Source organism: Methanobrevibacter sp. (assembly GCF_045646045.1).
GTDB lineage: Archaea > Methanobacteriota > Methanobacteria > Methanobacteriales > Methanobacteriaceae > Methanocatella.
Window position 1 is genome coordinate 72,264 of the sequence record NZ_JAZRJY010000026.1, and the last position, 24,097, is coordinate 96,360.

Here is a 24,097-nt window from a genome sequence, read left to right on the forward strand (position 1 = left end):
TTTTGTTAAAAATATAGAAACATTTTAATAACATATAACACACAATAAAACATATGATTAATCTATTTACCATCGCATTATATTACGGAGACCCTCTAGGACCGATAAAAGGAATAATATCCGTTATAATTTTCATTGCTGTTATCGGATATTGTTGTAAAACCCCTGATTCCACGAACAACAAAAATACAAGAACAAACACCACATATAGGCATAACACATACACTCCAAGATATGATATCGAAGATGAAAATGAATACACGAATTACGATCCGACATGGGATGATGCATTTTTTGAAAAATACGGTGGCGAACCCTGGATTGATGATAATCCATGGGACCATGAAAAGAAATAACTTTTAAAATTCTAACTGTTCTGCAATACACATTTTACAAACAGCATTCGGAGATTCTAGATTTGCATCCTTAACCGGACAATAAAAAACACCATCTTTTTCTTCCACTTTTAAAGACCCAGGAAATGGAGTACCTACAGGATGAATAGGTTCTTCCAAAACAAAAGTCGTATATAAAGATACAATAGCATAAATTAAAGGAAATTTACTTTTATAAGACATTGATTCAGCATCATGATATGATTTTAATGTAGCTACAGCATCGATAAATTCATCTTTATCAACATCATTACTATAATAGTTATTATCATCCCGTATTTCACGAATACGACCTAAAAAATACTTTGAATAGACACCAATACTCTTTTTCTTATAACTATCCTGAACATATTTACTCTCCTCAATTATTTCTGCATTAGCTTTCATCAAATCAAAAACAGATATTGTTGCAGAATAATCTTTCAATACATTCAAAATAGCTTGTGGAGATACTTTTTCCTCAGCAATTGCTACATCCGAAAAATCATTATACATGCTAACATAATCATCCATAATCTCACATGTATATTATTTCTAAAAACTATCTAAAAAATTTTTTAGTCAATATTTAATATTAAAAAAAAAACAAAGATATATAAAAACATGAAATTTTCGATGAGATGAATTTATGTTAGAAAATTTTTTCAAATTTAAGGAAAATAACACAGATTTAAAAACAGAAATTCTTGCAGGCATCACCACATTTCTTGCAATAGCTTATATTTTAGGAGTTAACCCTACAATGTTAGCCGAAGGATGAATGCCTGCATCAGGAGTCTTTTTTGCAACCGCCATTTCATCAGGAATTGCATGTATCATAATGGGACTTCTTGCCAAATACCCTGTAGGACTTGCACCGGGAATGGGACTTAATGCACTTTTTACATATACAATAATACAAGAGATGGGAAATACATGGGAAACAGCCCTTGCAGCAGTATTTCTTTCAAGCACAATATTTTTAATAATTTCTATTTCTGGTGTGAGAGAAAAAATATTGAACATTATCCCCATTGACTTGAAATTAGGTATTGGTGCAGGTATAGGATTTTTCTTAGCTTTTCTTGGTCTTAAAAGTTGTGGAATCATCATTTCTAATCCATCAACATATGTCAGTATGGGAACACTTGCAAGTCCACCAACACTTCTTGCATTAATAGGTATTTTAGTTACTTTAATATTTTATGTTCAAAAGGTACCTGCTGCAGTATTCTTTGGTTTGCTTGCAACAGCAATCATTGGAGTAATCTTTACATTATTCGGATATGGTGTTGGAGATGCATTAATGCCAACTATTCCAGCACATCCGATAACTACAAATATGGATACATCATTATTCTGTGGATTTACCAAAGGATTTGAACAACTCTTCACGAACATCCCCGATTTAATAATCATGATATTTTCATTAGTATTTGTTACATTTTTTGATACAACTGGAACATTAATGACAGTTGGAAGACAATGTGGGTTTGTTGATGAAAACGGACATGCAAAGGGAATTGAAAAAGCATTTTTAAGTGATGCATTAGGTGGAATAATTGGCTCAATATGCGGTACAAGTACAGTAACTGCTTATGTGGAAAGTGCAACAGGTATTGGTATCGGTGGAAGAACTGGTTTAACCGCTATTGTAATAGGAATAATGTTTCTATTATCAATATTTATTTCCCCATTGATATTAGGATTATTTACTCCATCAGTAACGGCAGCTGCATTGGTTATTGTTGGAATATTAATGGTGAGCCAATTAAAAGAAGTGAACTGGCAGAGCACAGTTATTGCTTCATCAGTATTCTTAACAGTAATAATGATGATATTAAGCTATTCAATCTCAATTGGTATTGCATGGGGATTCTTAATCTATGCTATCGGAACAATAGCTCATGGAAGATACAAAGAAATGAGTATTGGAATCTGGATTCTTGCAATAGTCTTTATAATATACTTGTTCTTCGGATTGTAGTTTTGTGGATTAATTTTATACTACTTTTAATTTTTTTACATTTAAACCTTGAATTTACTCCAACTTTCAAAAAAAATGTAACTTTATATAGTTAACATGATAAAATATTAATCACCGATTAATTTTTACAGATGAGCATATGTTGGAGTCTCTTTTCAAATTTGAAGAAAATGGAACTAATTTAAAAACAGAAATTCTTGCAGGTATCACCACATTTCTTGCAATGGCCTACATTTTAGGAGTTAACCCTACAATGTTAGTTGATGGAGGAATGCCGACATCAGGAGTCTTTTTTGCAACCGCCATTTCATCAGGAATTGCATGTATCATAATGGGACTTCTTGCCAAATACCCTGTCGGACTTGCACCGGGAATGGGGCATAATGCACTTTTTACATATACAATAATAATAATGATGGGAAATACATGGGAAACAGCCCTGGCAGCGACATTCATTTCAAGCATTCTTTTCCTATTAATTACAATTTCAGGACTAACGAATACCATTTTAGATATCATTCCGATCGACTTGAAATTAGGTATTGGTGCAGGAATAGGATTTTTGTTAATATTTATTGGACTTCAAGATTGTGGAATTATCATAGATGATTTATCAACCCTAGTTAGTATGGGACATCTTTTATCAGCACCCGCATTACTTGCTTTAATAGGTATTTTTATTACAATAATTTTATATGTTCAAAAAATAAATTCGGCAATATTTATTGGCTTAATCCTGAACACAGTTCTTGGTTTAATATTTACTACACTTGGATTTGGAACAGGAAATGAATTAATGCCACACATTTCACCAGAAATAATTACTACAAATATTGACACTTCACTATTCCTGGGATTTGTTAGAGGATTTCAGGGACTTTTCTCCAATATTCATAATGTAATAGTAATTATATTTTCATTAGTATTTCTTTCATTTTTCGATACAACAGGGACTTTTGTTTCATTAGGTAAACAAGGAGGATTTATTGATGAAAATGGTAAAATAAAAAGAGTAGAAAAAGCATTTATCGGTAATGCGATAGCAGGAATGCTAAGTTCAATATTTGGAACAAGTCCCCTAACCACTTATTTGGAAAGTTCCGCAGGAATTGGAATAGGTGGAAGGACTGGTTTAACTGCAATTGTTACAGGTAGTTTATTTTTATTATCATTGCTCTTTGCTCCCACCGTATTATCATTATTTACCCCATCAGTGACAGTTGTTGCCTTAGTCCTTGTTGGACTTTTAATGATTCGGCAATTAAAAGAAGTAAACTGGGAAGATAATATTGTTCTGGTATCCGTTCCAATGACAATTGCAATGATGATATTTAGTTACTCCATTTCTCTAGGTATTGCATGGGGATTCATAACTTATGTTATTGCAACAATTGCTACAGGAAAAATCAGAGAAATTAGCTGGGCAACATGGATACTTTTAATTGTCTTTGTAATATTTTTATTATTCGGATTATAATGTGGAATGCGAAAAATGATTAAAAAAATAGTAATATTCTAAATCAACAGATAAAAAATATTGATAAGAAAAATTTAGATTACGAACAAAAAGATATATAAATAATATAATAAAATAATAATTGTTGATAATATGTTAAGAAAAGATAAAATATTGTTAATCAGTGATGATAAAGATAATAAGTTTTTTAATAAAATACATGATTTCATTAAGGAAGACAAATCACTCATGCTAATATATTCCAGAAGTGATCCCGATTCATTTAAATCAAATATTAAAAGAAATTATTATATTATCTATATTGACTATGACCATATAAAACGAGATGTAGAAGACCTCGTAAATCAAATTATTCAATACTTGCTTTCATTACCTCTCATAGTTATTGGATATTCAAAAAAAGAAATTGATGAAAACGTAAAATATGCTTATTCATTTGATTACAGCAGTATAACCAAAGAGGTATATCATAAGCAATTGACAAACACCATTAAAATTTTAAAATACTGTAGAAATGTAAAAACTATCTCCTTTTTACCAGGCAGTTATGTGATAAATGAAGTTATTAAAAAAAAATTAAATAATAACCAAGATTTCACAATAATGTATCTTGATATTGATAAGTTTAAAGCTTACACCGACTACTATGGTTTTTTTAAATCGGACGCTGTTTTAAAGTTTATGTCAGATATTATTAAAAACAATATGAATAAATATGGAAGTACAAAAGATTTTATAGGTCATCCTGGCGGAGATGATTTTGTAATTATATTTGAAGATAAGGAAACTGCTAAAAAAGTAGGCGATAAAATAGTTGAAGAGTTTGATGCTGGAATATCTGACTATTATAGTGAAGAAGATAGGAAAAATGGATATATTACAACTTTAAGTAGAGAAGGAGAGTTAAAGAAATTTCCCATATGTACATTATCTATCATTACTATTACAAATGAATCCAATAAATATTCTACTGCCGAAGAACTGTTTAAAGAAATGATGTGTAAGAAAGAAGAGGCAAAAGATTTCAGCGGATCCATCATGCTGCAAAGTTAATTTGATTGTTAATGAAAGATAGTTAAAAAGGAGTTAAAATAATGGATTTAAAAAAAATATTTATTATAGATGATTCAGGTGATGTGTGCGAATTTATAAAAAGTCTATTTAAAAATGATTCCTCCATAAAAGTTATATGCAGTAATTCCAAACCTAATAGTTTATTAAAAAACTTTAAAACTGATTTTAATCTTATTATAATCAATAAAGATGGAATTAAACATGATTTAAGAGAATTAACAGGATTTGTTAAGGAACATCTTTTTTATTTAATTATTCCAGTAGTCGTTTTAACTTCAAATAAAGAAGATATTTATAAAAAAAATGAGTTAATTTTTCCTATTATCACATATTATCTAAAACCATTAAATAAAAAGAAAGTTATAACAAATATAAAATATACCCTTGGAACTTTTGATTATAATCTAAATATTAATGATATTTCAGGTCTCCCCTGCTGTGCCATTATAGATAGAAAGATTACATATGAACTTATTGAAAAATCCGAATTTTCATTTATATTCCTTGATTTAGATAATTTTAAAGATTACAATGAATATTATGGTTTAAAAAGAGGTAATGATGTTATTTTATTCTTTTCAAACCTTTTACAGGACATAATTACAGAAATTGGGACTATTGATGATTTCATTGGCCACGTAGGTGGAGATGATTTTGTCATGATTTTAAAAGATTATAGGCGTAGTGAAAAAATATGTAAGGAAGTTATCCATAGGTTTGAATCAGGGATAAGAGATTATTATGATAAAAAGGATTTAAAAAACAAATATATTGAAGTTATAGATAGGGAAGGAAATTTAAAAAAGTTTCCTATAATGGGAATTTCAATCTCTGTTGTTAAATATAATGAATTTAAAAACAAAACATTTGATGAAGCTTACAAGGAAATTATGGAATTTAAAAAAGAAGTGAAAAAAATCAATGGTAGTGCATTTTTAATAAAAGAGTAAATTCATTAAAATAATATTAAAAATAAACGGTTAAAAAATGGCTAATGAAAATATTGACATATTGAGAAGTAATCCAAAAAATTCTTTAATAAAATTATCCATTCCAATAATGGTTACTATGATTACCACATCACTTTATAATATAATTGATGGAGTGTGGATTGCAGGATTAGGTGCATATGCCATTGCTGGTGTTGGTATAACTATTCCCTTATGGATGATTATTAATGGTCTTTCTTCCGGGCTTGCAAATGGTGTAACAAGTACAATTACTCGTTTTAGGGAAGAAAGTGATGAAAAAGCTAATCTTGCCGGGGAACAATCAATAATTATATTTTTCATATGTTCGATTATTTTATCAGCAATCCTGTTAATAGTTTTAAATCCATTTTTAGATTTTTGTAACATAGATGCACCAGTTTATAAAGAAGCTGTTGATTATTCTATACCTTTATTCGCAGGTTTGATAACATTTGTATTTAGTAATGGATTAGCAGCTATTTTACGTGCAGAAGGAGATACTAAAAGAGCCATGTATGCAATGACATTAGGCATAATATTAAATGCAATATTAGATCCAGTTTTTATTTATTTATTACATATGGGATCTGCAGGTGCTGCAGTTTCTACTATTTTTACTTCATTTATCAGTGCAATAATTATTTTTTATTGGATTTTTATTAAAAAAGATACTTATATCAATTTAAATACTGAAAACATTATTAAATTTAAAATAAAATGGGAGATTATAAAAGATATTCTAAATACAGGAATTCCCGCATCATTTGTTTTGTTCATGCTGTCTTTTGCATCATTTGTATTTTATTATTTTATAAGTATTGTTAGTGGAACTTTAGGTATTGGCATATTCTCTTCCGGTAATCGTATATACTTACTTGGCCTAATGCCCTTAACATCAATGTGTTCTGCATTTGTTGCAGTTGTTGGAACCCAATATGGATCTAAAAATATGAAATATTTAAAACTAGCCCACCATTATTGTTGCATATATTCAGTTATCATTGGAATAACAGTAGCTATTTTATTTATAACATTTTCAGATCAACTAGCTTATGTATTTTTAATATCTGCAAATGATTTTCAATTATTTGAAGGAATTTCCACATTTATTAAGTACACTGCATTATGCATCCCCTTTTTAGGGATAGGACTACCATCAACTTATTTATATCAGGGATTAGGTAAGGGTTTACAAGGCTTATTCTGCACAACATTTACAGAAGTAATCTGTACAATTCCAGCCACATATATATTTGCATTTATTTTAAATTATGGGTTAATAGGTATTTGGATAGGTTTCATTGCAGGTAGAGGTTTTTCAAGTATTATTAATTATATTCTTGCCAAATATTCTCTTAAAAATTTAGAAAAAACGATATGAATATACATTATTACATACAATTATAACATCATCCCGAAAACCCCCGAAATGTAATCGTAGTTGTAGATTCTTTTGAAAGTTCCGTTATGTATTTTTACCACCATTAAACATAGTTTAGGGTTTTTTATTACATTTAGTGAAAATTAATCTTTCTACATCGTATACATTTCTCGTGCATATCTTGTTATTGTTTCAGGTTGGTTTTGTAACATATTTCCCATATTTACAATTTTTACAAACTTAAAAATAAAAAAGCCAAAGTTTCCGCAATCATTTTTTCCTGTGGGAAGGATATGCTCATCAAGAGCTAATTCTATATTATTGAGACGGCTAAAAACATATATATACTCTCAAAACAAAATAACCCATAGTAAATATTGTCAAAAGATTTGACTAAGAGAATCGAAATTTTATAAGAGAGGATTAAAACTTAAATTTTTTAGTGATGGCATTGTGATGTCCGATTAAAAGTAATTTGGAAGGAAGATAAAATGAAAATTAAGTTTTATTTGATGTTAATTATAGTTATTTTATTTTTTTCTATAGCATGTGTTTCAGCTAGTGAAAATACTAATTTAACTGATATTCAAGACGTGCCAAACGATTACGGATTAGATGATTCGTCATCTGTTTTTCAAAAAGAATGGTATGTTGATGGAAGTAAAAGTGATGATGGTGATGGATCAGATAGTAATCCATTTAACAATTTAAAAAGTTCAATAAATAAATCAAATGATGGGGACACAATTTACATTGCACCTGGAAATTATAATGGTTTAAAAAATGTGAATTTATCTATTAACAAAAAATTAAATCTTATAAATTGGGGTAGTGGTGATGTGATATTTGATGGTGAAAACAACTATCGAATTTTTAATATTTCAGCATCATCTTTCAATATCACAGGATTAACATTTGTTCAAGGAAATTCAACTGGTAATGGAGGATCATTATACTTTGAGAATGGACTTAAAAACAGTAACATAGAAGCAAATTTTATTAATAGTTCAGCAGTAAATGGTGCAGCAATATATTTCAATGATATAGTTGAAAATAACACTTTTACAGGTTCATTTATTCAAAACAGCGCGATTGGTGATGGTGGAGCTATTTATTTAAATGATAATTCTAAAAATAATCTCTGGAAACTTTTATGTGAAGAAAATAAAGCAGACTCAAATGGAGGAGTATTCTATTTTAATGGGAATTCAACAAAAGACACATTTGAAGGAAATTATGTTAGAAATAAAGGAAATGGTCGTTGGGGCGGAGTATTTTATTTCTTCGGCTATTCTGATTACAATGTGTATAGTGGAAACTTTTCTTATAACTATGCTAAGCTATGGGGTGCAGCATTATATGCAAATAATCATTCCTCTCATGGAATTTATTCTGGGAATTTCATAGGAAATTATATTCCTGATGGTTCCGGTGCAGGATTGGTTTTTGATTGGGATGTTTCGAATAGTGTTTTTTCAGGTAATTTCTCCAATAATTATGTTCATGAATTTGTAGGTGCAGCCATAGAAGTGTCAGGAGAATTTAAAAATAATGTCATTAGCGGTTATTTTGAAAATAATACTGAAGCTGCAATAGTTTTGAGTAGATGTTATAACAATACAATTAATGGTACTTTTATAAATAATTATGGTCGTTATTGTGGAGCAATAGGCTTAGAAGAATCTATAAATGATAATTTTTCAGCAATTTTCATAAACAATAAGGTATCAGAAAAATCAGGAGGAGCTATTTCTATCGGCACAAATGTAATAAACACAACTTTTGGAGGAATGTTTATTAATAACTCCGCAAAGTTGGATGGTGGTGCAATAGCAATATATGCTGCTTTTAATCCATATGTAGAATATATAATTAATTTTACTGTTAATGGCAAATTTATTAATAATTCTGCAGGCCGAAATGGCGGTGCAATTTCCATTGATTCTTCTTCTAAAGTATTTTTATCCAATATTGCAGCAATATTTGATTATAATCATGCCAAAAAAGGCGGTGCAATTTATTTAAACGCATCTGATTCATTTATTAATTCTTTTGTTTTTAATAATAATGGTGCGAATGACGGGGGAGCAATCTATTTTACAAATAATGCAACTGTAACACAGTCTAATTTTACAAATAATACTGTTAAACATAATGGAGGAGCAATTTATATCGGAGGTTGTGGAATTGTAAATAAGTGTAATTTAATTAATAATTCTGCTAATTTTTATGGTGCAGGAGTTTACTTTAATACTAATGCAATCGTATCCGATTCCAATTTTGATAATAACCGTGCAGACATAAGTGGTGGTGGAATCTACAGTGGTAATAATGTTGATATAGATAATTGTTCTTTCAATAGTAATTATGCCTATGACGGAGGAGCATTAAGCTCTATTGGTCAAGCTACAGTCAACAATTCAGAATTTATAGATAATACAGGCATTTATGCAGGTGCAATTCACTTTGAAGGTATAGGTATTGTGGATTCATCTAACTTCACCAATAATCTTGCAATAAATAATGAGGGAGGAGCAATTTTATCTGACATTTCAGTGGCTGTTGATAAATCTAATTTCACAAATAATCGTGCATTGAATAAAGGTGGAGCTATTTTCAGTTATGGTAAAGCAACAATTGAAAAATCCAACTTTATTAACAATAGTGCTGCATATGGCGGTGCTTGTTACATAGTGAATAATACTGCGGTTATAAATAATTGTGCGTTTAATGACAATGCAACAGAATATAGTGAAATTTTCTTTGAGGATGCAATAGACCAAAGTGATTTAAATAACAATTGGTGGGGCTCAAACAATCCCGATTGGGAAAAAATAATTAATACCAAACAAATCCCTTCAAGTTATGCTGTTTTAAATGTATCTGCTAATCCTAGTGAAATTTCTGCCAGTGAAAAATCCACCATAACCACAAATTTTGTTTGGAATGGAACAAACACTTACGCAACTAATTCATTACCTATAAGAAACATTAAATTATCTTCTGATGGGGGTTATTTAAGTGAAACTGAAGGTTATGTTGGTTTAACTTCAGAATTCTCATCCAAAACGGAGCGTACTTATATTGTAAATGCTACTGTCGATAAGGAAATGATATCAATTCCAATAGAAGTAACAGATTCTGCACCTAAAGATAATTTAACACTCAAAGCTACAGCCAAACCAATAACTATTGGTGAAAATGCTACAATTGTCATAACAGGCTTTGAAAAAGCAACAGGTGAAGTCCGTGTTGATGCAGGCAATGGTGTTTACTTTGCATCCATTAACAAGGGAACTGCTATAGCCAATATTCCCCAATTAAACGCAAATACAACAGCAATAATTAAATATCTGGGAGATGATAATTATAATCCTGCTTCCACTACAGTCGAAATTGTTGTTAACCCCAAAGGAAAAGAAAATGCCACCATTACAATTGATGCACCAGAAATTACAGAAGGTGAAAACGCTACCATTACAGTAACTTTACCTAAAGATGCAACAGGTAAAATAACTATTGGTAATGAAATCATTACTGTTATTAATGGTACTGCAAACACTGTTTTAACCAATTTGCCTGTTGGAAACACCACCATTCCTGTAACTTACTCTGGTGATGAAAAATATAATCCAATTGAAACAAATGTAACGGTAATTGTAAAAGAAACTACATCAGACATCATCATTATCGCTTCAAACGTTAATAAATACTACAATGGACCTGAAAGATTTACAGTTAAAGTAACTGACAATAAAAGAAATCCTTTAACAAATAAATCAGTAAACATTATAATTAATGGTGTCACATACACCAGAACTACTGATACTAACGGTAGCGCAAGTATTGCTCTTGGATTAGTTGCTGGAGTTTATGATGTCAATGTTACAGTCGACAATCAAACCGTTTATTCAGTTGTAACCATTTTACCTACCGTAAACGGTACGGACATTGTAAAAATATTTAGAAATGGAACTCAATACCTTGCAACATTTTTAGACAGTAATGGCAAATACCTGACTAATGGGACTAACGTGAGATTCAACATCAATGGAGTAATGTATGATCGTAAAGTGTCCGAAGATAAAGGTTTGGCAAAATTAAATATTAATTTAGAACAAGGAGAATATGTAATCACAGCAATTAACCTTATAACCGGAGATATGGCAGCAAACAACATTACAGTACTACCATTAATCACTGAAAACAAAAATATTATAAAATACTATAAAAACGATACACAATACACAGTAAAACTTTTAGGCGAAGACAGCAAAGCAGTTGGTGCGGGAGTAACTGTAAAATTCAACATCAACGGAGTATTCTACGAAAGACAAACCAATGAATCAGGAATAGCTAAACTAAATATTAACTTACAGCCAGGATTCTATATCATAACCACAGAATACAACGGATGTAGCGTGTCAAATATCATCACAGTATTACCTATATTGTATGCTGTAGACATTGCAATGAAATACGGTGACCAAACCCAATTCAAAGTTAATCTGCTTGATGGACAAGGTAAAGCGTATGCAAGCCAAAATATTACATTCAACATCAACGGAGTATTCTACAACAGAACAACTGATGGTTTAGGTATAGCAAAGTTAAATATTAACCTGATGCCTGGCGAATACATTATAACTTCAAGTTTTAACGGTTCAAGCATTGCAAATAAAATAACTATAATGGAGACCTGAATAATCCTGTAAAAAGAGTTTAATGCAAAAAAACAAGGTTACGTCAAGTCAAACTTAAATCAAATCATTTAAACTTTTTATCATTGATTCACGGATTGCATACTTTTTTTGAAGATTATCCAGTGAATCAACCAAATTCCTTTTAAAGCGGTTGCAGGCATAATCGTCATATTTAAACTTAATACCATCATATTGAATATCCATTAAAATCAGATATTCCGCTTCCATTACTTTAATATTGGCCCGTGGAGAATCTTCAGGAGGATTCAATAAATCATTGACATCATCCAAAGTCATCTTATCCAATGCCACATCTACAAAAACACGCATCATTTTTCTTACCATATTCCATAAAAATGATTCACCATAAATGTCAATAAAAATTGGAGATAACGTATCATGCAAATTAGGAAATTCCCTTTTATGATAATCTTCCAAATCGACTCTTGTGATTTTAATATCATCAATTGTTCTTGTAGTTGTCTTTTGAAATCTTTTTGTAAAATTAGTAAAGTTATGAGTACCTTTAAAGACTTCAGCAGCTTCATTTAATTTATCAATATCCAAATCCTGGAATAACAGGTATCGATATTGTCTCATTTGAGCATATCTTGGTTTAAAAGCATAACGGACAGGAGCTTTTGCTAAAATTTGAATATCATCAGGAAGACTATTGTTAATTTCATTCACCCTAACTTCTTTTTCAGACTGAAAACTAATTACATTACCTAAACTATGAACTCCCGCATCTGTTCTGCCGGCTATTCTGAATCTGGACTTTTTTAAATCATCAATATAATCCAATTTACGTAAATGATATATTAATTCCTCTTCAACAGTCCTTATATTAGGCTGTCTTTGAAAACCGTGAAAATTAGTTCCTATATATCCAATTTTTAGTGCCGTTCTTTTCATCAGTAATAGTTTTTAATTTTAATATAAAATAAGTTTTAGGATGAAAATCCTAAATTAAGTTTTTTATCATATGAGTGGTTTCGTCATAATCATCTTCTTCGACGGTTATAACATAACCTAAAGATTTCCAAAATGGCAAACCTGCTTCAAGATATCTATGTGTATGAAGATAAATTTTGTCATATGATTGAAGACGTGCAAAATCTTCCATTTTAGCTACAAGATTTCGGGCAAGACCGTGCCTTCTATAATTTTTATCAACCATTAATCGCCAAATGCTTGCAGTATCTTCACTTGAGTAAACCCCTTTAAAAAAATCATAATCCAAATCATAGGCCCTTAAGGCAGATGTGGCAACTATCTTATCTCCATCCCAGGCTATGAAAAAATTGTTTCTTTCAGGTAAAATGTAATACTCCCTTATACCGTCAATATCATAATGAAACTTGGGCATAGGACCAATCCCATATTCTTTTTTGATTTGGTCATACAAAAAGTCTTGAACAAGATTTATCTCATCAGAATTATCACATATTTCTGTTATTCTAAAATTCATAATATCATCAAAAAAATAATGAAAAAGAGAAATAGTTAATTTCTCTTATTCCTGTGCAGTTTCAGGATTAAGTAATTTTTCAACATTTTCACCAATTAAATCGAATAACAACACAACTATTAATAAAGACAAACCAGGATAGAATGCTAACCACCAATATCCGGATGATAAATAGTGCATTGATTCAGATAATATAACTCCAATTGCAGGATCATGAGGAGGTAAACCAAATCCTAAAAATGTTATTGCTGCTTCGTGCATAATAGCATGCGGAAACATTAGGATAATACCCACAATTATCTGAGAAACGATTAACGGCAAAATATGCTTTGTTGCAATCCATACTTTTGATTTTCCTAAGTTTTGTGCTAAATGAATATACTCTTTTGTCTTAATTTCTTTAACTTCAGACCGAAGAACTCTTGCAAGAGGAGTCCAGTGTGTTAAACCAACACCCATAATTACTCCCAAAGTTCCACCACCAAACATTATTGAAATAAGAATAATTAAAAGAATGTGTGGTATTGAACCAAATAAATCAATAATACTAGCAACAGCTTCATCAGCAAACTTGTTGAAACTGGAAAATAATCCCAATATTATTGAAATAAGTGTACTTACACCAGATGCAACAATACCAACAGTTAAACTTAAACCCAGACCGGCAATAGTTCTTAAAAACATATCTCGCCCCATCCAGTCAGTTCCGAAAAGATGTTGGAAAGAAGGCATCTGATTAGCACTGGTGAAACTTGTTGGAATATCACCAATGAATAAACTAGAAATCAAAATACTGGCAATCAATAATATAGAAATTCCTATTATAAGAAGAGTTTTTGTCCTAAGATTAGCCTTATACAAGAACCATTGTTCTTTATCATTAGTTGCCTTTTTTCTAATCATTAAATTCACTCTCCTTAATTCTTGGATCAATGAAGTAATACGAAATATCCGCAAGTAAATTTCCAACAAATACAAATACGGCACTAAATAGAACAATTCCTAAAAATAGCGGAACATCACTTTGAAGTCCCGCAGCCACTGCCGTTTGCCCAATTCCAGGATATGAAAATACCTGTTCTACCAAAACAGCTCCACCAAACAATTCACTGAATGATAAGAATTGTAATGTAACTGCTGGAAGTAGTATATTTCTAATTCCATGATTTTTTACTAAATCCCAACCTTTTTCACCTCTAGATTTTGCAAATAATACATAATCAGAAGATAATACCTGGACCAATTCATTACGAGTATACATTGCAATTGGCGCTAAACCTACTAGACTTAATGTTAATGTAGGAAGTACAAGTCTTGATGCCCATTCCATAAATGTAGCATCTGTACTTTTAATACCAATAGGAACACCAAAACCAATTGGGAATAATTTTAAATAGACTGCAAAGACCATTAAGATAAGCATACCTACCCAAAAGGAAGGTGCAGACTGAATTGCATAACAATAAGTTTTTACTGCCTTATCAATCCATGATCCTTTATTTTTACCGGCAACAACACCTAATAAAAATCCAATAATACCACTTAATAACCAGGATATACTCATTAATGCAAGAGATGCTGTAAATTTATCTACAATAACATCCATAACAGGGGCACGATAAATTAATGAAACACCAAGATTTCCCTGAACCAAATCCAACAACCAGTGATAAATTTTAGTAGGAAGAGGTACACCTACACCAAAGTACTGGTTAAGAATTTGACGTTGAGCTTCAGATACTGCAGCACCTTTTAAATAAACAGAAACAGGATTAATAGGGGATAAATCTAATAATATAAAACTAAAAATTGCAACAGCAACCATCAAAATTATAAAACGGATTAATTTATATCCGAAAAATTTTATAATACTTTTTCGATTCATATTGAACCCCCACAAAAATTTTTAAAAAATAAAAAAAAGGAAAAAGACTTAATTAAGCCCTTGTCCATTCACAAATATTAATTAAAATATCATTTCCTAAACCATCAGGTTGGTTTCCCATATTTACGCCATTTTTAATGAAATAGTTATAGTCATAGTTTGCTAACCATACCCATGGAGCATCACCGGCAGGACCCCATCCTCCACCGTTAACGAGTGCAGATTGAGACCAGTAATTATTAGCCTGATTGAAATCATTACTATGCATAGCTTGTTCCATTAAAGCATCAGAAGCACTGTTATTATATAAATTAGGATTCATATAGAAACCGTCAACTTCTTTACTGTGGTATTGTTGATAGATTGATTTATATGGGTCAGGAGAAGTTTGTTGCATTAAAGCAGCTGAACTGTACATATTTTGATAAATTGTATCCCAATCAGCACCTTTAAGGTTAACTTCAATTCCTATTGCTTTTGCTTGTTCAGCAAATACTGTGGATAAAGATTGTCTATCAAGATAATCTGGAGGATAGTATAAGTCGAATGATGCTTTAGTACCATTTTTCTCTACGATTCCATCACCATTTGTATCTTTCCAGCCACCTTGTTCTAATATTTGTTTTGCCTGTTCCACATTACCGTCAGTGACTTTACTTGCATTATTTGCATAGTCTCTTGTGTCAACACCAGTAAATTCCGGTTTAGCGTGTCCAGAAAATACTGAATCTACCATTTTATTACGATCAATACCAACATTTAATGCTTCACGAATAGATTTATCAGCTGTTACATTATTACCAATTTTATAAGTATCATTTACTACAACTCCATTATCTGGAAGATATGGTAAAGATACACCTTGTGCCCTTCCTGCAGATTTTTCAACAAATTGATATCCGTCAACAGATTGATTTAAAGCAGAAGTTGCAACAGGCACTACATCAAAATCATTAGATTTAGCTAATTCTAACCAAGTTGATTCTTCAGGGAAAACTAAAGTAATCTGAGTAAAGTAAGGTTTTTTATCATAATAATTATCATTTATTTTAAAGATTGCTTGTTGACCTTTATCCCAGTGGTCCAATACATAAGGACCAGAACCAATAGGATGTTCACCATATGTTGCATTATTATATTCAGCCGGTACAATACCAACATATCTTAAATCATAAATGAATGTAGATCTTGGTTCAACTAAACTAAATTGAACAGTAGTGCTGTTTACTGCAGTTGCATTAGCAAGATTTGTTAAATCCAACTCGGATTTTGTTTCTTTTGCTTTATTAAATGTAAATGCAACATCTTCAGCATCTAAAGTTGAATTATCTGAGAATTTAACGTCATTTCTTAAGTTTACAGTCCATGTTTTTCCGTCACTACTGATCGAATAACCAGTTGCTAAATCAGGAACAATAGTTCCATTTGAATCTGTTTTAAATAAACAAGATTGTACTAAAGGATTGTAGTTTTGATGTCCGCATCCCCAACCAGTAAGCGGGTCGAAACCTGCTTTAGGTTCTTTAATGTTACTGTGTGCAGCAACAACTAAATGGGTTGGGTCGCTATCATGATGTGAATTGCCCATGAAAATATAAGCTCCGGCAATAATTGCTATGAGAACTACAACTCCACCAATTAAAAGTTTTTTATCCATAATTTTTCACCCTTTAAACAAGTGCAATATTAAAATAAAGTAATACTTTTTCGCATAAAAATAAGTATAAAGTAATACTATTTATTATTATTTTAATATTATTCATATTATATTGATAAAAATATAAAAATATATCTATTATTTTTTATTACAAATTTAAAATACAATAATAACAAAGAACCTCTTGTAATATGACATATAATACAATATTACCTTTAATATAATATACAAATTAACAAAAAAATAATAACAAAACTTAAAAATATTATATTAATTAATGAAAAAACAAAAGTAATAATTAATTTAATATAAAATTAAAAAGAAATATTATAAATCATGTCATTATCCAATAAATTAAAAGAATATTTACTTGAAAATGGTGCAACAGCAGTAGGTTATGCAGACATTACCGGTTTTTCTCCAAAAAAAGGATTGGATAATGGAGTTGTTTTTTATATAACTTATCCAAAAGATATCATTAAAAATATGCAAAATGCACCAACCCAAGACTATGTTAATGAATTAGTAAGTTTAAACACAAGATTAGATGAACTGGGAATGAAATGTGAAGAATTCTTAATTGATAAAGGATATAATGCATATGCCCAAACAAAAAAGAGATTGGGTACTGATTTTGGTGAAAACAATAGCTTTGAATTGCCACATAAAACAATAGCTACACGTGCAGGTTTAGGATGGATTGGCAAATCCGCATTATTTACAACAACCAAATTCGGATCAGCTTTAAGATTATCATCAGTTCTAACAAATGCACCACTTGATTTAGGAAAGCCTATACTTAAGTCAAAATGTGGAAAATGCATAGAATGTATGGAAGCATGTCCTGGCGGTGCAATCAGTGGGAAAGAGTGGAATTATAAACTTAAAAGAAATGATTTTTACGACGATAAAAAATGCGAAAAGTATGCACTTATAGTATCCTATGAAAACTTAGGAAAAGAAGATACCGTATGCGGAAAATGCATCTATGCCTGTCCACACACACAAAAATATATTAAAAAGTCATAATGTGACTGCATATTGAAAAATAGATGAATGGTAATTTAGTTCCATACCATGAATCTTTTTATCCATATGGACTGTTTCCAATTCGTCATTTGAATCTAACATGACAACAAATCCCATTTTAGTCCAATATTCAATAGCTCCAGGCAATGTCTTATGTGTATGCAAATAAATATTTTCATAACCACAAGTATTAGCAAAAGTTTCAGCAACACTAAACATTTTTGAAGCAAGACCACAACGCCTGTATTTTCTGTCAACAAATAATCTCCAGATACTTGAAGTGGTATTTTTTGAATAGATATTTCTAAATTCCGGAAAATCTTTATCATAAGCTCGAATACCAATTGTTGCAATAATTTCACGGTTTTCATTATAAGCAACAAAAAAATTATTTTTTTCAGGGGCAATATAATAAGATTCCATATTCATAATGTCTTGATGCCATTTAGGAACATAACCATATCCAAATTCTCTTTTTATTTGGTCAAATAAGAATTTTTGAACATCGTTAATCATTTTTGAATCATTAATTAGTTTTTTTATTGTAACTTTCATATTGACACCACAAAAAAGTAATACTTTATATAAAATAACTTACTAAAATAGTAATACTTTTTAATAAATTTTGAATAACTTTAATATTGATAAGGAATAAAATAGTATTTAAAGATTATTATTTGAAAATTAATCAACCTCAATTACTCAATATTTTCAAATTTGAAAAATTATTATGGGTGAAATAATGGAAAAGTTATTGGACGTGGAAAATGTATCAATTTCATTTATTCAATACGTACAGGGATTAAATCAACGTGATTTGAAAGTAATCACAGATTTAACATTAGATGTATCTGAAGGTGAAATTTTAGCTATTTTAGGTTCAAGCGGTTCTGGAAAAAGTTTACTTGCTCATGCAATATTTGGAATTTTGCCTGAAAATGCGAATTTAAATGGAAAAATAAAATACAAAGGAAAAGAATTATCACAAGAAGACAAAGAAGAACTCAGAGGAAAAGAAATAACATTGATACCACAATCAGTTAATTTTTTAGACCCTTTAATGAAAATATCTAATCAAGCAATCGGTAAAACTGAAAATGATGCAGAAAAAAAAGAAAAAAAAGCCAAACAACGAGAAATATTTCAACGGTATAATTTAGGTCCTGAAGTTGACGATATGTATCCCTTCCAATTATCCGGAGGAATGGCAAGACGTGTACTTGTATCAACAGCACTTTTATCTGATCCGAAATTAGTTGTTGCAGATGAACCTACACCGGGTTTAGATGAAAAGACAGTTCAGGAAACCTTGAATCATTTCAAAAAGATGAAAGATGATGGTGTAGGTGTTTTACTGATTACGCACGATATTCATGCAGCACTTGAAATTGCAGACAGAATAGGAATATTTTATGCCGGTTATGTAATAGAAATTGCCGAAAACAAAGATTTCTCAGGAGATGGTGAAAACTTACTCCACCCATATACCAAAGCACTTTATAAAGCTCTGCCCGCAAACGGATTTGAACTGAAAAAAGGTCACCAGCCACTACATGGAGAAATACCTGATGGCTGTCCGTACTATAACAGATGTGAAATGGCATTTGACAGATGCAAAAAAGAAAGACCTCAATTAATAAGCCTTGGAAACAAGAAAATAAGATGTTTCAAATACGAGGAAGGTGCATAAAATGGAACTTAAAGCAACAAATATCTCATTCAAATATCCATCAGCTAAAGAATACCTGTTAAAAGATATCAATCTGGAATTGGATAATAACAAAATAATGGGTTTAATTGGAGACAGTGGAAGTGGAAAATCAACACTATGCAAAATATTATCAGGATACGTTACAAACTATGAAGGCAGTGTAACTTTTGATGGTAATCCATTGCCAAAAAAAGGATTTAAACCTGTTCAGTTAATTTATCAGCACCCAGAAAAAGTAATGAATCCAAAATGGAAAATGGCAAAGGTATTGGAAGAATCATGGGACGTTGATGATGAAACATTATCTGAATTTGGTATTCAAAAATCATGGTTAACACGTTTTCCACAGGAGTTATCCGGAGGAGAACTTCAAAGATTTTCTGTTCTAAGATCCTTAAATCCAGAAACGAAATTTTTAATAGCTGATGAAATGACAACAATGCTTGATGCAATAACACAAGTACAAATTTTAGATTCAGTTTTAAAAATAGTTAAGAAAAGAAATATGGGATTTTTACTCGTAAGTCACGATATGGATTTAGTGGACACCATATGTGATGATAAAATCTATTTAAAAGATATTAATGGTGCTTAATCATTAATACTTATTAATTTTTTAATTACATAATCTGCCCAAATCATCGTAATGTTATTTGAAACAATCTCACCCAATACAATACCCATCCAGGCTCCCCATACACCATAACCTAAGAAAACAGCAAATAATACTGCAAAAAATATTGTAAAACCCGTTTCCCTCAATATTGTTTGAAACATTGCTGTTATTCCTTTTCCAATGCCCTGGAAAACATAAGTTGAAGCAACACCAACCGCCATTGTTGGGTAATATATTACAATCCAGGAAAGAAAACTGGTTAACTCTGAAGCAATTCTCACACTACTTCCGCTAGATGCAAATACTGAAGTAATATCTCCTGCAAATACATTGGTTAAAATCGCAACGAAAACTGCAATAATAATTGAAATTTTCATTGCATATCTGTGGGCAATTTGAATATTCATATAATTTCTTGCACCATAATTAGCCGCAATTATGCTGATTAATGCAGTTCCGATAGCAAGTAATGGAGTCGTTCCAATAGTTACAATTCTCCATCCCGTTGAGTAAACAGCAACGGAATCAGTTGACCCGACAAAAGCAAGAAGTGCAGAAAAAACCGCAGCAAAAAATGCATTATTTAAAAGTTGAACACTTGCAGGAATGCCTACTTTAATTATATCTTTTGAAATATCCCTATCAAAGTTTAAATTAGAAAGATTAGGCCTTAAATAAGTATCTTTTTTTATATAAAACCAATATATCAAAATTAAAATAACAAATATTGATGAAATTATAGTTGCAAAAGCTGCACCTTTAACACCCAAATTTAAATTATAAATAAAAATAGGATCCAAAATCATATTTAGAATAGCTGAAGCCATCATAGCGTACATCGGTCGAGTAGTATCACCCTCACCCCTAAAAATACCATACAATGCATTGGAAAAGATAATAAAAATTGAACCTAAAAGAATAATTACACCATAATCTGTAGCATAACCGATTGTTTTACCTGCACCCATTGCATTTAAAATAGGGACTAATAAAATCAATAATATTACGGTTATTAATATTGAAACTATAATGTTAATTATAATTGAATGAACAGAAGCATTATCGGCTTTTAATTTATTTTCTTCGCCAAGATATTTTGATAATGCAAAAGCAGCTCCCGAACCTAAACCATTTCCAAATCCAACAAGAATCATGAATATTGGTGTAAAAAATCCAACACCTGCAAGAGCATCGGCACCAAGACCAGACACCCAAGCAGCATCAATCAGATTATAAAAACTGGTTATGAGTAATGAAATAATCAACGGAATAGACATTTTTATTAATGCTTTTTTGGGATTATGAAGCATCATATCCACAGAATTTGATTGATTATTACCCAACATATGTAAATATTAGGAATTTAATCAGATATAAAATTAATCAAGAAAACATTATTTTTTAATAGAATACCCCAAATTAAAAATAAATAACATAGTAATTTTTAAATTGTTTAAAATTTAAATAAATAATTCTTTTAATCTTTATTCTGGACACCCATTAATATTGGGTCTGATTAGATGATTAATTTAAAAAAAAGAAATAAATTAGAATAGTGGATCTTTCACCATTCCAATTCTAAATGAGTTTAAGATAACAAGTATTGTTAATCCCAAATCACCAAAACCAACAGACATCATTAATGTAATAATTCCCATAATTGCAAGTACTACACATAATAATTTTATTGCAATAGCAAGAGATATATTCTGTTTAATAATACCCATTGTTTTACGGCTTAAACTAAATAAATAAGGGAGTTTAGAAATATCATCCTGCATTAATGCAATGTCCGCTGTTTCAATAGCCACATCAGAACCTGCTGCACCCATAGCAATACCAATATTTGAACGTGCTAGGGCAGGTGCATCATTTATACCGTCACCGACCATAGCCACTTCACCGAATTTATTTCTGATTGTATCCAAGATGTTTAACTTATCTTCAGGCATTAAATTTGAATACACATAGTCAACTCCAATTTCAGATGCAACACTTTTTGCAGCACCTTTATTATCACCAGTTAACATGAAAGTTTTTACACCCTGATTTTTTAAATCGGCGATAACATCTGAAGCATTATCCCTAAGTTTATCCGATACCATAATAATACCCAAAACGTTTTTGGAATTTCCAACAAAAATTAAAGTTTTACCTTCACTATAATATTTGTTAATTTCATCTTTAGAAATATCAAAGGAACTTCCTTCAATTAAAGCTTCATTTGCCGCATAGTATTGCTCACCTTTAATGGTGGCAATAATACCTTTACCCGGAACATTCCTAAAGTCTTCAATTGAATCAAAAATTATGTTATTTTCATCCGCATATTCAACAACTGCTTTAGCAATTGGGTGGGATGATTGATTCTCCAATGATGCAGCAATTTTAACAATGTCCTCTTTGGAATAATTATCATCTAAAATATTAACTTGACTTAATTTTAGTTTTCCTTCGGTTAAAGTACCGGTTTTATCAAAGATTACTGCTTTAATATTACGCATTTCCTCAACATAGGTACTTCCTTTAATAATAACTCCATTTCTAGTTGCTGAAGTAATAGCAGATACCATTCCGACAGGTGTTGAAATTAAAAATGCGCATGGACAAGAAATTACCAAAAGTGAAAGAGCTTTATAAACCCAATCAATTAAGTCCTGACCGAATAATAATGGCGGAATGAATGCAACACAAATAGCACCAATCATCATGATTGGAGTATAATATTTTGCTATTCTTTCAACTAAAGTCTCAGTTTCGGAACGATTAAGCTGTGATCTTTTAACTAAAGTTACAATTTTTGAGATAACTGAATCTTTAGCAGCTGTAGTTACTTTAATTTCCAAATATCCTTCTTCATTAACTGTTCCTGAAAATACATTATCCCCCACTTCTTTCAAAACAGGTACACTTTCACCAGTAATTGAAGCTTGGTTTACTGAAGATGAACCTGAGATAACCTCACCATCCAAAGGCACTTTATCTCCAGGTTTTACAATAACAATATCCCCAATATTTACTTCATCAACATTTTTAATCTCTTCCTTATCTCCCACTTTAACTCTTGCAGTATCCGGAGCGATTTCAACTAAAGATTTAATTGAACGTTTAGCTCTATCTTCAGCGTAATCTTCTAAAAATTCTGCAATATAATAAAGGAAAGTGACCGCTGCACCTTCTTCAGGATGTCCAATAATAAATGAAGCAACACAGGCAATACATACCAACATTGCAGGACCAAGTGTGTGTTTTTTAACTAATGATTTATAAGCTAAAATAGCTATTTCATAACCTGCAATAACAGCTCCCACCATATAAGTAATAGTTACAATAGTAGGGCTAAATGATAACCATTCAAAAACATGACCCAATACAAATAATAATCCGCTTGCAAGGATGATTTGTATTGGTCTATTAGCAATTAAAGGTTTTCCTTCTGCAAATAATTCATCACCACCATCATCATCACCGTCGTCATCATCATCACAATCCGGACAAGCACAAAGACTAATTTCACCATCATCCTGGTCGTGATGATGCTCATGCTCATGGTCATGTCCGTGATGATGCTCATGCTCATGGTCATGTCCGTGATGATGCTCATGCTCATGGTCATGTCCGTGATGATGCTCATGCTCATGGTCATGCTCGTGATGATGCTCATGGTCGTCATCGTCTGCGCAATCAGGACAGGCACAAAGGTTTATGTCCACATCTTCATCATAATCTATTTTTTCTCTGTGGTCATAAACACTTAAATC

At 30.9% G+C, this 24,097-nt stretch carries 20 protein-coding genes; 11 read left to right on the forward strand and 9 right to left on the reverse strand.

From position 1 onward, the window contains the following. Positions 1–53: 53 nt before the first annotated feature. The gene (locus tag ACKI5C_RS01915) at positions 54–356 is read left to right on the forward strand and encodes a hypothetical protein (protein WP_407431476.1); all 303 of its coding nucleotides are present in this window, start codon (positions 54–56) and stop codon (positions 354–356) included. Between the two features lie 3 nt (positions 357–359). Here the strand turns inward: ACKI5C_RS01915 and ACKI5C_RS01920 are convergent, their stop codons facing one another. Next, a complete protein-coding gene (locus tag ACKI5C_RS01920; RefSeq protein ID WP_407431478.1) occupies positions 360–908 on the reverse strand; it encodes a DUF2115 domain-containing protein in 549 nt (182 codons plus the stop codon). 115 nt (positions 909–1,023) lie between these two features. On the opposite strand from ACKI5C_RS01920, the gene ACKI5C_RS01925 reads away from it, so the two are divergent. The 7 genes from ACKI5C_RS01925 to ACKI5C_RS01955 all read left to right on the forward strand — a co-directional run bounded on the left by ACKI5C_RS01925 (position 1,024) and on the right by ACKI5C_RS01955 (position 11,967). Next, a complete protein-coding gene (locus ACKI5C_RS01925) occupies positions 1,024–1,155 on the forward strand; it encodes a hypothetical protein (RefSeq protein WP_407431480.1) in 132 nt (43 codons plus the stop codon). Further along, the gene (locus ACKI5C_RS01930) at positions 1,156–2,361 is read left to right on the forward strand and encodes an NCS2 family permease (protein WP_407431482.1); all 1,206 of its coding nucleotides are present in this window, start codon (positions 1,156–1,158) and stop codon (positions 2,359–2,361) included. Positions 2,362–2,500: 139 nt separating this feature from the next. Then, positions 2,501–3,838, forward strand: coding sequence for an NCS2 family permease (locus tag ACKI5C_RS01935; protein WP_407431484.1), 1,338 nt, complete (start codon positions 2,501–2,503; stop codon positions 3,836–3,838). Between the two features lie 132 nt (positions 3,839–3,970). Next, positions 3,971–4,891: a diguanylate cyclase domain-containing protein gene (locus tag ACKI5C_RS01940; RefSeq protein WP_407431486.1), complete on the forward strand. Its 921-nt coding sequence runs from the start codon at positions 3,971–3,973 to the stop codon at positions 4,889–4,891. Between the two features lie 41 nt (positions 4,892–4,932). Next, positions 4,933–5,862 carry a diguanylate cyclase domain-containing protein gene (locus tag ACKI5C_RS01945; RefSeq protein ID WP_407431488.1) on the forward strand — a complete coding sequence of 310 codons (930 nt, stop codon included), beginning with the start codon at positions 4,933–4,935 and terminating at the stop codon, positions 5,860–5,862. Between the two features lie 37 nt (positions 5,863–5,899). Then, positions 5,900–7,264 (forward strand): MATE family efflux transporter, encoded by a 1,365-nt coding sequence (locus ACKI5C_RS01950; protein WP_407431490.1) that lies wholly within the window; start codon positions 5,900–5,902, stop codon positions 7,262–7,264. Positions 7,265–7,755: 491 nt separating this feature from the next. Beyond that, positions 7,756–11,967 (forward strand): Ig-like domain repeat protein, encoded by a 4,212-nt coding sequence (locus ACKI5C_RS01955; RefSeq protein ID WP_407431492.1) that lies wholly within the window; start codon positions 7,756–7,758, stop codon positions 11,965–11,967. A 54-nt stretch (positions 11,968–12,021) separates the two neighbouring features. Here the strand turns inward: ACKI5C_RS01955 and truA are convergent, their stop codons facing one another. From truA to ACKI5C_RS01980, 5 genes are read right to left on the reverse strand one after another with little or no spacing between them, the layout of a single operon-like run. Beyond that, on the reverse strand, positions 12,022–12,882 hold the full coding sequence (gene truA, locus ACKI5C_RS01960; protein WP_407431494.1) for a tRNA pseudouridine(38-40) synthase TruA: 861 nt from the start codon (positions 12,880–12,882) through the stop codon (positions 12,022–12,024). Between the two features lie 49 nt (positions 12,883–12,931). Continuing rightward, complete coding sequence (locus ACKI5C_RS01965) at positions 12,932–13,438, reverse strand: GNAT family N-acetyltransferase (protein ID WP_407431497.1); 507 nt, start codon at positions 13,436–13,438, stop codon at positions 12,932–12,934. A 45-nt stretch (positions 13,439–13,483) separates the two neighbouring features. Further along, entirely contained in the window at positions 13,484–14,341 is an 858-nt protein-coding gene (locus tag ACKI5C_RS01970) for an ABC transporter permease (RefSeq protein ID WP_407431499.1), read from the reverse strand. Further along, positions 14,334–15,323: an ABC transporter permease gene (locus ACKI5C_RS01975; protein ID WP_407431501.1), complete on the reverse strand. Its 990-nt coding sequence runs from the start codon at positions 15,321–15,323 to the stop codon at positions 14,334–14,336. The genes ACKI5C_RS01970 and ACKI5C_RS01975 overlap by 8 nt, the downstream gene beginning before the upstream one ends. A 52-nt stretch (positions 15,324–15,375) precedes the next feature. Continuing rightward, a complete protein-coding gene (locus tag ACKI5C_RS01980) occupies positions 15,376–16,980 on the reverse strand; it encodes an ABC transporter substrate-binding protein (RefSeq protein WP_407431503.1) in 1,605 nt (534 codons plus the stop codon). Positions 16,981–17,316: 336 nt separating this feature from the next. Here ACKI5C_RS01980 and ACKI5C_RS01985 point away from each other — a divergent pair, with 336 nt between their 5' ends. Beyond that, positions 17,317–18,009 (forward strand): 4Fe-4S double cluster binding domain-containing protein, encoded by a 693-nt coding sequence (locus ACKI5C_RS01985; protein WP_407431505.1) that lies wholly within the window; start codon positions 17,317–17,319, stop codon positions 18,007–18,009. Here ACKI5C_RS01985 and ACKI5C_RS01990 read toward each other — a convergent pair. Further along, a complete protein-coding gene (locus ACKI5C_RS01990) occupies positions 18,004–18,564 on the reverse strand; it encodes a GNAT family N-acetyltransferase (RefSeq protein WP_407431507.1) in 561 nt (186 codons plus the stop codon). The genes ACKI5C_RS01985 and ACKI5C_RS01990 overlap by 6 nt on opposite strands. A 187-nt stretch (positions 18,565–18,751) precedes the next feature. Here ACKI5C_RS01990 and ACKI5C_RS01995 point away from each other — a divergent pair, with 187 nt between their 5' ends. After that, positions 18,752–19,699, forward strand: a complete 948-nt coding sequence (locus ACKI5C_RS01995; RefSeq protein WP_407431509.1) for an ABC transporter ATP-binding protein — start codon at positions 18,752–18,754, stop codon at positions 19,697–19,699. Position 19,700: 1 nt separating this feature from the next. Then, entirely contained in the window at positions 19,701–20,315 is a 615-nt protein-coding gene (locus ACKI5C_RS02000; protein WP_407431511.1) for an ABC transporter ATP-binding protein, read from the forward strand. Here the strand turns inward: ACKI5C_RS02000 and ACKI5C_RS02005 are convergent. Next, on the reverse strand, positions 20,312–21,682 hold the full coding sequence (locus tag ACKI5C_RS02005; protein WP_407431513.1) for an MATE family efflux transporter: 1,371 nt from the start codon (positions 21,680–21,682) through the stop codon (positions 20,312–20,314). The two genes, ACKI5C_RS02000 and ACKI5C_RS02005, sit on opposite strands and share 4 nt — an antisense overlap. Positions 21,683–21,883: 201 nt before the next feature. Further along, positions 21,884–24,097: heavy metal translocating P-type ATPase (locus tag ACKI5C_RS02010; protein WP_407431515.1), on the reverse strand; the 2,214-nt coding region annotated here is incomplete at its 5' end.